Here is a 13,940-nt window from a genome sequence, read left to right on the forward strand (position 1 = left end):
GGTGCCCCCTCTCTTTTGGAGAGGGGGTCAGGGGGTGAGGTTTTGCGTCTGAGCCCTTCCCATAATATCCACACAGCCAGAAGAATATGTTTAGTAAATTCATTCGCAGGCCCGTATTTGCCATTGTTATTTCGGTGTCCATTCTGCTCATGGGCGGGCTGGCCATCATGCAGCTGCCGACGTCGCAGTTTCCGGAGATTTCGCCGCCCCTAGTGATGGTGAGCGCCTCCTACCCCGGCGCTAGCGCTAAAGTGCTGACCGAATCGGTGCTGATTCCGTTGGAACAGGCCGTGAACGGGGTGCCGGGCATGAAGTACATGACCTCGGACGCCGTATCGGCCGGGGAGGCCAACATTCAGATTGTGTTCAACCTGGGCACCAACCCCGACCAAGCGGTGGTGAACGTGAACACCCGCATTGCCCAGGTACTCAACCGCCTGCCGCTGATTGTGCAGCGCGAGGGCGTGATTGTGAACCGCGTGGTGCCTAACATGCTGATGTACGTGAACTTGTACTCGAAAGACAAGAACACGGACATGAAGTACCTGTTCAACTTCGCCGGCGTGAACATGATACCCGAGCTGCAACGCCTCGGCGGCATCGGCCGGGCCAGCATTCTGGGTAGCCGGCAGTACGCCATGCGCGTGTGGCTGAAGCCCGACCGCATGCGGGCCTACAACATCTCGGTGGACGACGTGATGAAGGCGCTGGACGAGCAGAGCGTGATTGGCTCGCCGGGCCGTATCGGCCGGGCCGATGGCAAGAATGCGCAGTCGCTGGAATACGTGCTGAGCTACCAGGGCCGCTTCAACGACGTGGAGCAGTATAAGAACGTGATTCTGAGGGCCAACCCGAACGGGGAAAGCCTGCACCTGAAGGACGTGGCCAACGTGGAGCTGGGCTCGGAATACTACGACATCTACTCCAACCTGAACCAGTATCCTTCGGCCGCTATCGTGCTGAAGCAGACCTACGGCTCGAACGCTTCGGATGTGATTAAAGAAGTGAAAGCCAAGCTGGAAGAGCTAAAAAAGAGCAGCTTCCCGCCCGGCATGGACTACAAAATCACCTACGACGTGTCGAACTTCCTCGACGCTTCGATTGAGAACGTGATTCACACCCTGCGCGATGCCTTTATTCTGGTGGCGCTGGTGGTGTTCATCTTCCTCGGCGACTGGCGCTCGACGCTGATTCCGGCGCTGGCCGTGCCGGTGTCGCTGGTGGGCTCGTTCATTGCGATGCAGGCGTTCGGCCTCACCATCAACATGATTACGCTGTTTGCGCTGGTGCTTTCGATTGGTATTGTGGTCGACAACGCCATTGTGGTGATTGAGGCGGTGCACGCCAAGATGGACGAGCAGCATCTATCGCCATATAATGCAGTCCGACAAGTCGTTGGGGAAATCAGCGGCGCTATTATCGGTATCACCATCATGATGACGGCCGTGTTCATTCCGGTGTCGTTCATGAGCGGCCCGGTGGGCATTTTCTACCGCCAGTTCTCCATTACAATGGCCACGGCCATCGTGATTTCGGGCCTCGTGGCCCTGACCCTGACGCCGGTGCTTTGCGCCATGATTCTGAAAAACCACCACGGCCAACCCAAGAAGCAGACGCCGCTGCAGCGCTTCTTCGACTGGTTCAACCGCGGCTTTGAGAAGCTGACGAATGCGTATGTGGGCCTGCTGCAGCGCATTGTGGCCAACCGCATTGTGACGTTTGTGATGCTGGTGGCCTTCGGGCTGGGCATCTGGGCCATCTCGGCGGGGTTGCCGGCCGGCTTTATTCCGAGCGAAGACCAGGGCCTGATTTACGCCATTGTGCAGACACCGCCCGGCACCACGCTGGAGCAAACCAACGCCGTATCGAAGCGCCTGCGCGACCTGGCCAAGGACGTGCCCGGCATCGCCAACATCTCGACGCTGGCCGGCTACGAAGTACTGACCGAAGGCCGCGGCTCGAACGCGGGTACTTGTTTGATTGACTTGAAGCCGTGGTCGGAGCGCAAAGAATCCATTGCCGAGATTGTGGAGGCGCTGGAAAAGAAAGCCCACGAAATTCCGGGCGCGACCATCGAATTCTTCGAGCCGCCGGCAGTGCCGGGCTACGGCGCGGCGGGTGGTTTCCAGCTGCAGATGCTTGACAAAACCAGCACCGGCGACTACAAGGCCCTGGAACGGGTGAACAACGAGTTCATTGCCAAGCTGAAAAAGCGCAAGGAGTTGGCGGGCGTGTTCACCTTCTTCTCGGCCAACTACCCGCAGTACGAGCTCAAGATTGACAACGAGCTGGCCATGCAGAAGGGCGTGAGCATCGGCAACGCCATGAACACGCTGAGCATCCTGGTGGGCTCGACTTACGAGTTGGGCTTCATCAAGTACCAGCGCTTTTTCAAGGTGTTCGTGCAGGCCTCGCCGGAGTACCGCAAGCTGCCGGAGGACATCCTGAACATGTGGGCCAAGAACGACAAGGGCGAGATGGTGCCGTTTTCGGCCTTCATGAAAATCGTGAAGTCGCAGGGCGCCAACGAAATCAACCGCTACAACATGTACCCCACCGGCTCCATCCGGGGCGGCGCCGCGCCGGGCTACAGCTCGGGCGAGGCTATCAAGGCGGTGCAGGAAGTGGCCGAAACCCTGCCCCACGGCTACGGCATCGACTGGGGCGGCCTGTCGAAAGACGAAGTGGGCCGCGGCAACGAGTCGACCGTGATTTTCCTCATCGTGCTGGTGTTCGTGTACCTGGTGCTGGCCGCGCAGTACGAAAGCTTCCTGCTGCCGCTGGCCGTTATTCTCTCGCTGGTAGCGGGCGTGTTTGGCTCGTTCCTCTTCATCAAGATGTTCGGCCTGGCCAACGACATCTACGCCCAGGTTGGTCTGGTAATGCTGGTAGGTCTGCTGGGTAAAAACGCGGTACTTATCGTAGAATTCGCGGCCCTGAAACACGAAGAAGGCATGAGCGTCCGCGACGCGGCAATCGAAGGTGCCAAAACCCGTTTCCGCCCGATTCTGATGACTTCGTTCGCCTTCATTGCCGGTCTGATTCCGCTGGTGGTGGCCACCGGCGCCGGCGCCATCGGCAACCGCACCATTGGAAGCTCGGCCCTGGGCGGCATGCTGTTCGGCACCGTGTTCGGGGTAATCATCATCCCCGGCCTGTACTACTTCTTCGGCACCCTGGCCGGCGATAACAAACTGATTCGCGACGAAAACGAAGCCCCCATCCTGGAAGGCGTAGAGCCCCGCGTGACGCTGGAAGAAATGGAGCCTTATGCTTAAGGTCTGAACGATGTAGGGGCGGGGCTTGCCCCCGCCCGCTCGTTGAACGGAATCGTTGCAAATGCGCGAACGTCCGGGCAAGCCCCGCCCCTACCGCATACAATCATTTGAATAATCCGGTAAGCCCAAGCTTACCGCACCTAGTATGCTTAAGAAACGAATTTATCAAGCCCTCGGCGCGGCCGGCCTGGCCCTCGCCGTGGGCGCCTGCAAAACGCCCGAGCTGGTGGTGAAGAACGAAAGCCGCAACGTGCCGGCCAGCTACTCCACCGCTACCGCCGCCGCGTCGCTCGACAGCGCCAACACGGCCCGTGTGCAGTGGAAGCAGTTTTTCACCGACCCCAACCTGCAGGCGCTCATCGAAACCGCCCTGCAAAACAACCAGGAGCTGAACATCACACTCCAGGAAATTGAGATTGCGAAAAACGAAATCCGTGCCCGCCAAGGCGAGTACCTGCCCTTCGTGAGCCTGGGCGCCCGCGCCGACGTGGAGAAAGTGGGCCGCTACACCCTGCAAGGCGCCACCGAGGAGCAGGTCCAGATTAAGGAAGACCGCCGCACGCCCGACCCGCTCACCAACTTCCAGCTGGGCGCGTTTGCCACCTGGGAGGTCGACATCTGGCACAAGCTGCGCAATGCCAAGAAGGCGGCGGCCATCCGCTACCTGGCCACCGTGGAGGGCAAAAACTTCATGGTGACCAACCTGATTGCCGAAATTGCCAACTCCTACTACGAGCTGCTGGCCTACGACAACCAGCTGGCCATTGTGCAGCAGAACATCGGCATCCAGAGCAACGCGCTGGAGCTGGTGCGGCTGCAAAAGGAGTCGGCCCGCGCCACCGAGCTGGCCGTGAAACGCTTCGAGGCCCAGGTGGAACACACCCGCGCCCTGCAGTTCAAGCTGCAGCAAAGCATCGTCGAAACCGAGAACAAGCTGAACTACCTGGCCGGCCGCTACCCGCAGGCGGTAACGCGCAGCACGCAGTCGTTCAACGAATTGGCGCCGCTGGCCAGCCAGGTGGGCTCGCCCGCGCAGCTGCTCAACAACCGCCCCGACATCCGGCAGGCCGAGCAGCAGCTGGCAGCCGCAAAGGTCGACGTGCAGGTGGCCCGGGCCAACTTCTACCCCTCGCTGGGCCTGACCGGCGGCGTTGGGCTGGCGGCCTTCACGCCCGGCCTGCTGGTGAGCACGCCGCAGTCGATGCTCTACGCGCTGGGCGCCGACCTAGTCGGCCCGCTCTTCAACCGCAACGGCATCAAAGCGGCCTACTACACCGCCAACGCCGCCCAAACACAGGCCGTGTACCAGTATGAGAAAACGGTGCTGAACGCCTACATCGAGGTATCGAACCAGGTGGCCAATATCAGCAACCTGGCCAAGAGCTACGACGCGAAAGCCAAGGAAGTGGCCGCCCTCAACCAGTCGGTGGACATTTCCAACAGCCTCTTCCGCTACGCCCGCGCCGACTACACGGAAGTCCTCTTCACCCAGCGCGACGCCCTGGAGTCGAAGTTCGACCTCATCGAAACCCGCATGCAGCAGCTCAACGCCTCGGTGAACGTGTACCGCGCCCTGGGCGGCGGCTGGCAGTAATCTGGGATAGCTGAAGCAGCTTAGGCCGCAAGAGAAACGCCCCGCAACTGGTTGGTTACGGGGCGTTTTTGGGTTGTAATAATCCGGCATTTCACAATGCCCAATTTATGTTTTCACGCACGCTAGCAGCATTTTTCTCCCGCTTGAATCGGTGGGCATTTTACCGTTGCGTAACTACAATAAACGCAGCAGTCACCTTGTAATGGCTTAAGCCGAGTTTTACATTGTGCACATTCGTAAAAATATACACAGGCATTCGTTGGCATAATATCCGTCTTCTGGTACCCGCAATTGGGGCAGGTTAATGTTGATTCTGTTTCAACTACTTTGCCATTATACGTGGTGCAAGTATCACAATTCCCATTCATTTTATTTCGTTTGTAATTCCAGATTGTTGCCACGAGTAGGCCAAGCATACCAGCATAAAGAAAATACACCCAATAGTCGCTATTGTCGACGTAATAGGCATAAAATATTGCAAGGCCACTAATACTGGCGACCAGCAAAGGAAATATGCACTGGTGGCTGCGATATGAAATGTAAAGTCCCGCTACTGATACTAAAACCATTGCCTGGAAAACCCACATTGTCCACCCGCCAAAAAGCTCGAAGCTACCAAGTCCCAGGGCCGACGCGGCGAGTGCAAAAATCGGAAAGCAACAAGGCGAGCATATTGCGGTCAAAAAAAGCCCTGCCGTTCCAAGCTTGTCAATGTTACGTGTTAGCTGCATTGTCCTGATTTTAGCTATTTGATTGTTGCAGCACATTTTGGGCGAGCGTGCACCCGGCAAAGGTCGCAGTATTGCCGCATTCATTAGAGCGAGGCGTTTGGCTATTCCGGGACATGCCCCTGCCACTCGGTGACCTCGCCCGCCTCCTGTAGCGGGTGGCGGGAGCGCTAGGATTTGGTGAGATGCCCGAGAAATTTAAAGCTGCTTTTCAGGTCGAAAGCTTGTAAATATATTCTTCAATTTCTGCCTGCCGCGCGTTGGCGAAGCCCTTATCCGTTCCGGTTTTTACAAACCCGCACTTCTCCAAAACCTTTTGTGAGCCTTGATTATCGAAGGCTGTGCGGCCGTAGATGGGGCGGGCTGGTTCGAGTTGCAGGAACTCATGCAGTGCAGCTGTGGCAATCCCTTGGCCCCAGAATTCCTTGTCAATCCAATAAGTAACCCAAGTTACGGAGTAGCTCTGGGACAAAAAAAGTCTGTTCCGGCAGGGAACAGCTAGGTTTGAAGTATCTGACGCTTCACGCCTTGCTTTTCCCATGACAGAACAGACCGTTGCAATGTACTGCTTCATCGACGATTTTCTGCGCCTGACCCGCCCCCAGGCCCCGCACCGGCGGCATCTCTCCGATGCCGAACTCTTAACCACGGCCTTGCTCGGGGCGCGTTTCTTCGGCGGCAACCTGGCTGCTGCCCGGCGCTACATGCAGCAGCATTGGGGCATGAAGGCGCTGGACAAAAGCGGTTTCACGCGCCAGCTGCACCGCTTGCACGACACCCTCAAGGCCCTGTTCCTGGCCTTGGGCCAGCACTTGAAATACCTCAACACCCAAGCCCGCTACGTCATCGACTCGTTTCCCGTCGCCGTGTGCGACAACGTGCGCATCGGCCGCAGCCGGCTGGTGCACGGGGCGGCGTACCGGGGCTATTCGGCCAGCAAGCGGCGCTATTTCTTCGGGTTTAAAGTGCAACTGCTCATGACCCACGACGGGCTACCGGTCGAGCTCTACATTCACGCCGGCAGCGAGGCCGACATCACCGGCCTCAAGGCCCTGGGGCCGCAACTGCCCGCCGGCAGTGTGCTCTACGCCGACGCGGCCTACACCGACTACGAGTGGGAAGACGCCTGGCGCGAGGTCGAGCACGTGGACTTGCAGGCCGACCGGCGGGCCAACAGCAAACGGCCCCGCGAACCGTGGGAAACCTTTCTGATTCACCACTTTCGAAAAGGCGTCGAAACGACCATCAGCCAAATCACCGAGCGCTTTCCCAAGTCCATTCATGCCGTCACGGCCCAGGGCTTTGCCCTCAAACTTTTGCTCTTCGTTTTCACCCACACCCTTGCCGAACTTGGCGCATAAGCCGCAACTTGGGTTAAGTAATTCCGGCTTCCCCATGCAAAATGCATTTTGCTATACTGCCTACAATCTTACCGTTACTTTTTATAGTCCGCATATTTATTGTCGGGTCGGCTAAGTGCTTGGCGTATTTTTCGATGTAGGCCGCTTTGTGGTTTGGGTCTTTCGGGGTGAACGCGGCCAAACGAATGGCTTCTTCGTCAAGTCGAAATTAAATATCCACTGCAGGCACCAAAAGCAAAACAGCCACTCAGACTTTCATCTAAGTGGCTGTTCATCAATGAGCGAGAAACGAGGTTCGAACTCGCGACCCTCAGCTTGGGAAGCTGATGCTCTACCAACTGAGCTACTCTCGCGGGGTGTGCTTGGTAAGGCGAAATTACGGCAAAGAACCGGATTCGCAATTACTTCCAACCTCAGGTTTCAGGGCTTCGTATGATGGAGCACGATGGCTACAACTCCCCTTCCTCCTGCTACGCGCCGCCTGGTGGGCCTGTTACTTATGCTAAGCGGCGGGCTGCTGGGGCTGGGCTTGCTCCTGAAAGTAGCGGTGGGCGTGTATAGCTGGAACACCGGCGGTGCCCAAAGCCTTTCGGCCGTTATGCTGTCAGTCAACTTGTTGGGGCTATTGGCCAGCGGGCTGCTGATGCGGTGGGGCTTGCAGATGCGGCGCGGCACCAACAGCGCCCGCAACCCCGACGCTGACGAAATACTGTAATTCGGCGCCGGTAGCCCGACCTTTGCGCCATGTCATCCCCCCTTCGCATTTCGCTGGCCAAGGCCAATGCCCCCACTGCTGCTCAGCTGGCCGACCTGGGCCGGCGGACTTTTCACGATACGTTCGCCGCCACCAATTCGGCAGCCGACATGGCGGCTTACCTCGACGCTAACTTCGGTCCCGAGCTGCAGCTAGCCGAACTACAGGACCGCGACAACACCTTCCTGCTGGCGCACATGCAAAACGAGTTGGTGGGCTACGCCAAGCTGCACGACAACTCCGCGCTGGGCCTCGCGGAAGGTCAGAACCCAACCGGCCGCCTCGAAATTGAGCGCCTCTACGTGCGCGACGACTGGCAGGGTACCGGCCTGGGTGCAGCCCTGATGCGCGGCATCCTCGCCCTGGCCGAGCAGTTGCACTGCACGGCCGTGGTTCTCGGCGTGTGGGAAAAGAACGAGAAAGCCCGCGCTTTTTACCAGCGGTTTGGCTTCCGTGAAATTGGCCAGCACGAGTTCTTCCTGGGGCAGGATGTGCAAACCGACCTGATTTTGCGTAAAGGGATGGCCGGCCGCTAATCCATCAATTTTTGCGAATGCCTATTCCTCGCCTTCAGCGCACACCGCCTAGCCGCTTCATACGCAAATGGCTTCCCGGCGCGCTGGGGCTGGGAATGCTGGTGCTGGGCTGCCAGCCGCAACACGACGCGGAAACGGCTGCTTCTACCCCGCCCGTGGGCCACTACGAAGGCAGCCTGAGCCCCGCCGGGCAGCCAGAAGTGCGCGCGGCGCTCGACATCCGGCATCCCAGGCCCGGCCACTACGCCGCCGAACTTACCGTCCCCACGGCTCCGGGCCTGAGCTTCGTGGCCGATACCATGTTGTTCAGTACCAACCAACTGCGCCTGCCGCGTCCGGCCCGCCCCGGCCAAACCCTGGCCCTGACGCTGGATGGCGACTTCTGGCGCGGCACGCTGGCCCTGAACTCGGCCAAAATACCGGTCATTCTGCTTAAACGGGGCCTGCCGGCCCCCAGCAATTACCAAATTGAGGAAGTGCCGCAGGCTAACGGCTCCGCTTGGCTTTTCGCTCCGGCTGATACCAGCACCCCCGGCGCGGCAATCGTGCTGCTGCCCGACGTCACATCGGCTGGCACGGTGGCTTTGTGGGGCGATGCATTGGCGCGCGAGGGCCTCGTGGTGCTGGCCCTGCCCGCCGTCGATTCGGCCACTGCTCCCACCGAAACGCCCCGCTTGCAAGCCGCCTTCCGCTTGTTGTGCAGCACAGCCGGGGTCGATACCGCCAACATTGGCACTTGGGCTACCGGCCTCCGGGCCGCGGCTCTGGCCCAGGTACTCACCAGCGCAAACGGCCCACGCATCGCATTTTTGGTGGCACAAAATGCTGACTTTGACGCCGAAGGCCGCGCGGCGTTTCGGGAACTGGCCAACCGGCGGTTTCCGGTGCTGGGCTTGTATGGTGGCGCAACGGCGCCCCAGCGGGCCGCTGCGCTGCGCAATGCCCTGGGCGGGCGCCGCGGAACCGCCGTGCGCACCTACCGCACGCCGGACCTCGACCTGCTCGTACCCGGCGGCCCTAGCGCAGCCCTGGCACCGGGGCTACCGGGCGATGTAGTCCAGTGGCTCAGGACTCGCCAGTAAAGTGTGGATGGAGTTACCTAAAAGGCCGTGCAGGTAATCTGACCGGCGGAGCGCCGCGCGTGTTGAGGTCGATATTGGCTTGGTCGGCATCACATGCCCAGGTGCCGACTACCGTTTAGGGGTCAGAAGCGGAGCACTTGGTTGCGCTTTTGTCCTTGCCGTACTGGTTCGGAACATTGAAGCGGCAGAAGGCGTCGCGTGCGCAGGCGGGCATTTTCGCATCAACATCCACCGCGCCGTTGGGGAGATTGGCTTGCGGTGGCTTCGGGCGGTGCTTACAAAAGCAACAGGCCCTTCTCGCGCAGCAGCAGCCAAGCCGGAGTTTGTAAAAAGGCTTCGAACGCCCCTTCGGCTTTGGGGAAGCTGGCCGCCACGTCTTTCAGCAGCACTTTGGTATCGAAGTCGTGGCTGAGTTGCGTGAGGAGCTGGTGCAGCCAACGGCCGGCGGCCTCGGTGGTTTTCACTTCAAAATCCTCGGCTTGCTCATAGCAGGTAAGCACAGCGCGCGGCGCTTTTTTGCCCGGCTCGGTGCGGATTTCAGGGGCGTTGCCGAGCCAGAACAAGCGCTGGTTCTGCTTGGCGAAATCGGACTTTTCGGGCGCTTGCAATGCCTGTTGCACCAGTTGGCGCGGGGTGGTGGGCCGGGGCGTTTTGAAGTCGAACCAGCGGGCCAGCGGCTCATCCAGCGCCACGCCGTGCAGGTAATTGTAGAGCGATTTGGCCAGGCCGGGGCCGAAGGCTTCGTGGTCGGTGCCGAGGGGGTCGTCGTGCCACAGGTCGTTCCAGGCAAAGCCGGCGGGCTCGGGGCCAATGGCCTGTACCTGATACTTCGCCGGGTTCTTGCCCACGGGCGAGTGGGCCGTCATCGAGAAGCGGTGCCAATAGCCGCTTTGCACCACGCCGGCCGCGAAGAGCTGGCGCACTACCTCCAGGCTGTCAATAGTTTCCTGCGCAGTCTGGGTAGGGAAACCGTACATCAGGTAAGCGTGTACCATGATGCCGGCTTGGGTGAAACCATCGGCCACGCGGGCCACCTGGGCAATGGTCACCCCCTTTTCCATGAGGGCCAAAAGCCTATCCGAAGCCACTTCCAGCCCGCCCGAAATGGCAATGCAGCCAGAGGCTGCCAGCAGGCGGCAGAGGTCGGCCGAGAAGGTTTTTTCGAACCGAATATTGCCCCACCAGGTAATGGGCACGCGGCGCTTGAGCAGTTCGATGGCCAGGTCGCGCAGGGCCAGGGGCGGCGCAGCTTCGTCCACGAAGTGAAAGCCGGTCTGGCCGGTTTGCCGAATGATTTGCTCGATGCGGTCCACCAGCAGGGTGCTGGGGGCCGTTTCGTAGCGCGCGATGTAGTCCAGCGTCACGTCGCAAAACGAGCAGCGCTTCCAGTAGCAGCCGTGGGCCACGGTGAGCTTGTTCCAGCGGCCGTCGCTCCAGAGGCGGTGCATGGGGTTCAGCACTTCCAGTACCGAGAGGTACTCCGTCAGGGGTAGGTTGGAGTAGTCGGGCGTGCCCACTTCCTGGTGCGGCACGTCGGCGTGCGGGTGATTGACGTATTGAATTTGGCCGGTTTCGTCGCGCAGGAAAGTGCGTTGGAGCAGGCTGCGGTCCGGTAGAACGTCTTTTTGAACGTCATGCAGAGCGCAGCGAAGCATCTCGCTCGCTTCGTTGCCATCAGTTGTGATTAGTGGTAGCACGCGCGATGCTTCGTTCCGCTCTGCATGACGACCTTTTCCTTCGTTCAAACCGCCCAGATACTCCAGCAGCCTTAGCCACGGCCCTTCGCCATCGTCCAGCGTCAGGTAGTCAATGTAATCGAAAAAACGTGGCTCCTGAATGGTGCGCAGTTCGGTATTGGGGTAACCGCCACCCATCACCGTCACCGTTGCGGGACTGATTTCTTTGATGTACTTGGCCAGCCGGAGCGCGCCGTAGAGGTTGCCGGGGAAGGGCACGGTAAAGCCCACCATATCCGGCTGCACGCGCGCCAGCAGCGGCTGCAGTTCCTCCAGCAGCATGCGGTCGAGCAGGGTGGGGGCGGCTTCGAGCTCTTGGTGCAGGGGCTCGAAGCTGGTGGCGGATAGCGCCAGTTTCTCGGCGTAGCGCGAGAAGCCGAAGTGCGGGCCCACGGTTGCTTTGATGAGGTCGGCAAGGTCTTCGAGGTAGAGCGTGGCCAGGTGCCGGGCCTGGTCTGTCAGGCCCATGGTGCCGAAGGCCGTTTCCAGGTCGGCCACGTTGTCGAAGCGACTGGCTTCGGGCAGGAAACGGCCGTGGCAGATGCGCGGCGCTAGCGTGAGGTCTTTGTTCTGCAAAAACCGCATGACCGGCGCAATGGTGGCCAGGTAGCGGTTTTGCAGCCGCAGCATGCGCCGGGCATTATCGCTCAGGTCAAAATCTCCGGCTTCGATTGCCTGAAAAACCCGCTTCAGGCCCGCTTCCGAAAACAGCCGCAGCACCAGCTGCAAGCCCATATCGGCCTGCGTCACGGCGTAGCCGCGCCCACCCAGAAAGCCCTTGATGTAGGCCGTGGCCGGGTACGGGGTATTGAGCTGCGTGAGCGGCGGCGTGAGCAGCAGGATGCGGGGCGAAGCAGAAGACACAGTGGGGACTAACCCGGCAAGGCCCGCCGGGGTTCATTTCCGGCAAAGGTCGGGCTCCGTAGCGCGAACTTTGTAGTTCGTGTTCCCGCGCCGCTTCAACGGTTGATGCTCTGGGACGCGAACTACAACGTTCGCGCTACTTCATCCACGGTGCGGTCAGGCGCAGGTACACCGAAGCCGAGAGCGGCAGCTTGCCGTAGCCGGGGCCAAAGTAGGCAAGCCCATACCGGTCACCCTGTAGTGCAGCCGGAATAAAATAGCCCGTGAGCTGCCCGCCCAGGCTTAGCTCCGGGCCGCGGGCACCGCCCAGGCTGGCCAGCCGGTAGCTGGCGCCCAGCGTGAGGGCGTGAATGTTGAATACCCCCGCCAGCAATTGGTCGGTAGGCCCGGAGTAATAGAATTCCAACTCCTCGCTGTCTTTTTGCACAAATTCGTAGCGACCGTAGAACGTGGGGCGGCCCAGCGTGAGATTGGTTTCGGCCAGCACGGCGTGCTCCTTGCCGGCGTGGCCCTCGTTGAGGCCCCACACCAACGCGGAGGCCAGGTAGCGGCGCTCGCCCCAGGTGCGGCTGTGCAACAGGCTGGCCGTGGTGCGGGTCACGTCTTCGTCGGGGTGCAGGTCTTCGGGGCTCTTGATGAAGGCCCGGCTGACTTGCAGCGCCAGCTCGCGGCTGGGGTTCCAGCTCAGGCGGGCGGCCCAGGAATCGGCGCGGGGCTTGTCGAAATCGTAGCGGTGCTCGTCGGGCTCGCGGCCGGTGAAGTTGCTGCCTTCCAGCTTAAACTGCTTGTAGCGCACGCCCAGCGTAGCCACCCCGAAGGTGATGTGCGTGGCATCAGTCCAGTGGTGCGAGAGGGGTGCATCGGGGTTGGGCATGGCCGAAATGCGGTGCATGAAGGCCACCGGCCCGATGGCCGGCTCGCCGGGATAGCCCAGGTAGAGGCTCACGTCCACGTCCTCGCTCACGGCGTGGGTGTAACCCACGCTCAAGCCCGAAATCAGGTCGTGCGGGTGCTGCTTATCAATCAGCGGCTGCCCTTTATACGACTCGCCGGTCTGAAACAGCAACGGGTAGCCGCCGTTGGTTTCGGTGAGTGGGTCGAGGCTCACCATCAAACTCAGGTTGAGCAGGCCGCGCGCCCCTATTTCTCGCTGGGCCATGGCCATGCCCCAGTTCGGCCCGTCGATGGCATTGGCGTGGCCGCGCTTGCCGTTGTTGTTGAAGTTCTGGCTGGTGTAGCGGCCATAAGCTGCGCCGTGATACATTAGCATCCAGGGGCCCTTGTGCTGCATCCACATGTACATGGGCGTGGCGTCGGGCTGCCAGCTGGTGGCCGAGCCGTTGCGGTTCATGGGCAGGTGGCGCGAGTAGGCGTGGCTCATGCCGGGCATGGCCATGCTGCTGTCGTGAGCCATTCCCATGTGCATACCGGGCATGGCGGCATGGTCGGCTGCAGGCATCGATTCGCCGGGTTTCAGGCCATCCAGCTTGGCGCCGCTTCCCATCGGCATTTCACCGTCCATTTTCATGCCGTCCATCGAATGGGCAGGGGCGGGCAGCCGGGCTGTATCGGCGGGCGCCCCATCCGAAACGGTGGTTGCCGCTTTGGGCGCTGATGCTGCTTTAGAAACGACAGTCCTGGGCTTCGGGGCGGCGGAGTGGGCGGCTTTGGCAGGCCGAGGCTTCGGCTTGGCCGGAGCCGGCATGGGCATGGTCATGTCCATGTGCTCGTGCGTCTGGGCGGTGGCCGCCAGCACCGGGGCAACCGTCAGTAAACCAAACAGAAGGAGTTTGTGTAAACGGAGCATAGCAATTGAATGGAGACAACAGGAATAAAGTACTATACCCGGTAGGCAAGGCAAGGGTTGAAGCAGTTTTTGGCGGAAAACGTACAGCATCCCGGCCCGCCCCCAAATTGTGTAGCCTGAAAGCAGGAATCCTGCACCTACCCGCCGTCGCCGGGCACCGTATACCCCAGGGCCGGTCCAGGTACCGCTTTTCTTCACTT

10 protein-coding genes, 1 tRNA gene and 1 pseudogene are annotated in these 13,940 nt (G+C 60.5%); 6 read left to right on the plus strand and 6 right to left on the minus strand.

What is annotated here, in order from left to right:
* Positions 1 to 86: 86 nt before the first annotated feature.
* Positions 87 to 3,278, plus strand: coding sequence for an efflux RND transporter permease subunit (locus tag JKL48_RS20305; protein ID WP_201986764.1), 3,192 nt, complete (start codon positions 87 to 89; stop codon positions 3,276 to 3,278).
* Between the two features lie 145 nt (positions 3,279 to 3,423).
* Positions 3,424 to 4,872, plus strand: coding sequence for a TolC family protein (locus JKL48_RS20310; protein ID WP_201986766.1), 1,449 nt, complete (start codon positions 3,424 to 3,426; stop codon positions 4,870 to 4,872).
* A 122-nt stretch (positions 4,873 to 4,994) separates the two neighbouring features.
* Here the strand turns inward: JKL48_RS20310 and JKL48_RS23300 are convergent, their stop codons facing one another.
* The 3 genes and pseudogenes from JKL48_RS23300 to JKL48_RS20320 form a co-directional block, all read right to left on the minus strand.
* Complete coding sequence (locus tag JKL48_RS23300; RefSeq protein WP_236668950.1) at positions 4,995 to 5,240, minus strand: GDCCVxC domain-containing (seleno)protein; 246 nt, start codon at positions 5,238 to 5,240, stop codon at positions 4,995 to 4,997.
* Positions 5,241 to 5,261: 21 nt separating this feature from the next.
* Positions 5,262 to 5,687: pseudogene (locus JKL48_RS23835) on the minus strand (MerC domain-containing protein); the annotation flags it as partial.
* Between the two features lie 124 nt (positions 5,688 to 5,811).
* Positions 5,812 to 6,072: a GNAT family N-acetyltransferase gene (locus tag JKL48_RS20320; protein ID WP_236668947.1), complete on the minus strand. Its 261-nt coding sequence runs from the start codon at positions 6,070 to 6,072 to the stop codon at positions 5,812 to 5,814.
* Positions 6,073 to 6,139: 67 nt separating this feature from the next.
* Here JKL48_RS20320 and JKL48_RS20325 point away from each other — a divergent pair, with 67 nt between their 5' ends.
* Complete coding sequence (locus JKL48_RS20325; RefSeq protein ID WP_201986770.1) at positions 6,140 to 6,961, plus strand: IS982 family transposase; 822 nt, start codon at positions 6,140 to 6,142, stop codon at positions 6,959 to 6,961.
* A gap of 280 nt (positions 6,962 to 7,241) precedes the next feature.
* Here the strand turns inward: JKL48_RS20325 and JKL48_RS20330 are convergent.
* A tRNA-Gly gene (locus JKL48_RS20330) sits at positions 7,242 to 7,314 on the minus strand.
* Positions 7,315 to 7,406: 92 nt separating this feature from the next.
* Between JKL48_RS20330 and JKL48_RS20335 the strand changes: the two genes are divergently transcribed.
* The 3 genes from JKL48_RS20335 to JKL48_RS20345 are packed head-to-tail and all read left to right on the plus strand — an operon-like array spanning position 7,407 to position 9,333.
* Positions 7,407 to 7,676, plus strand: a complete 270-nt coding sequence (locus tag JKL48_RS20335; RefSeq protein ID WP_201986773.1) for a hypothetical protein — start codon at positions 7,407 to 7,409, stop codon at positions 7,674 to 7,676.
* A 29-nt stretch (positions 7,677 to 7,705) separates the two neighbouring features.
* Entirely contained in the window at positions 7,706 to 8,251 is a 546-nt protein-coding gene (locus JKL48_RS20340) for a GNAT family N-acetyltransferase (protein WP_201986774.1), read from the plus strand.
* Positions 8,252 to 8,268: 17 nt separating this feature from the next.
* Positions 8,269 to 9,333, plus strand: a complete 1,065-nt coding sequence (locus JKL48_RS20345; protein ID WP_201986776.1) for an alpha/beta hydrolase family protein — start codon at positions 8,269 to 8,271, stop codon at positions 9,331 to 9,333.
* 275 nt (positions 9,334 to 9,608) lie between these two features.
* On the opposite strand, the gene JKL48_RS20350 is transcribed toward JKL48_RS20345, so the two are convergent.
* Together JKL48_RS20350 and JKL48_RS20355 are read right to left on the minus strand one after the other, a co-directional pair.
* Complete coding sequence (locus JKL48_RS20350) at positions 9,609 to 11,933, minus strand: B12-binding domain-containing radical SAM protein (RefSeq protein ID WP_201986778.1); 2,325 nt, start codon at positions 11,931 to 11,933, stop codon at positions 9,609 to 9,611.
* Positions 11,934 to 12,069: 136 nt separating this feature from the next.
* Complete coding sequence (locus JKL48_RS20355) at positions 12,070 to 13,740, minus strand: hypothetical protein (protein ID WP_236668948.1); 1,671 nt, start codon at positions 13,738 to 13,740, stop codon at positions 12,070 to 12,072.
* Positions 13,741 to 13,940: the final 200 nt, after the last annotated feature.

The organism is Hymenobacter rubidus, from assembly GCF_016734815.1.
In the GTDB taxonomy this organism is placed as follows: domain Bacteria; phylum Bacteroidota; class Bacteroidia; order Cytophagales; family Hymenobacteraceae; genus Hymenobacter; species Hymenobacter rubidus.

Coding starts and splice junctions, on each gene's coding strand:
- JKL48_RS20355 (WP_236668948.1), bottom strand. CDS start 13,740: ATGCTCCGTTTACACAAACTCCTTCTGTTTGGTTTACTGACGGTTGCC.
- JKL48_RS20345 (WP_201986776.1), top strand. CDS start 8,269: ATGCCTATTCCTCGCCTTCAGCGCACACCGCCTAGCCGCTTCATACGC.
- JKL48_RS23300 (WP_236668950.1), bottom strand. CDS start 5,240: ATGAATGGGAATTGTGATACTTGCACCACGTATAATGGCAAAGTAGTT.
- JKL48_RS20335 (WP_201986773.1), top strand. CDS start 7,407: ATGGCTACAACTCCCCTTCCTCCTGCTACGCGCCGCCTGGTGGGCCTG.
- JKL48_RS20310 (WP_201986766.1), top strand. CDS start 3,424: ATGCTTAAGAAACGAATTTATCAAGCCCTCGGCGCGGCCGGCCTGGCC.
- JKL48_RS20325 (WP_201986770.1), top strand. CDS start 6,140: ATGACAGAACAGACCGTTGCAATGTACTGCTTCATCGACGATTTTCTG.
- JKL48_RS20305 (WP_201986764.1), top strand. CDS start 87: ATGTTTAGTAAATTCATTCGCAGGCCCGTATTTGCCATTGTTATTTCG.
- JKL48_RS20340 (WP_201986774.1), top strand. CDS start 7,706: ATGTCATCCCCCCTTCGCATTTCGCTGGCCAAGGCCAATGCCCCCACT.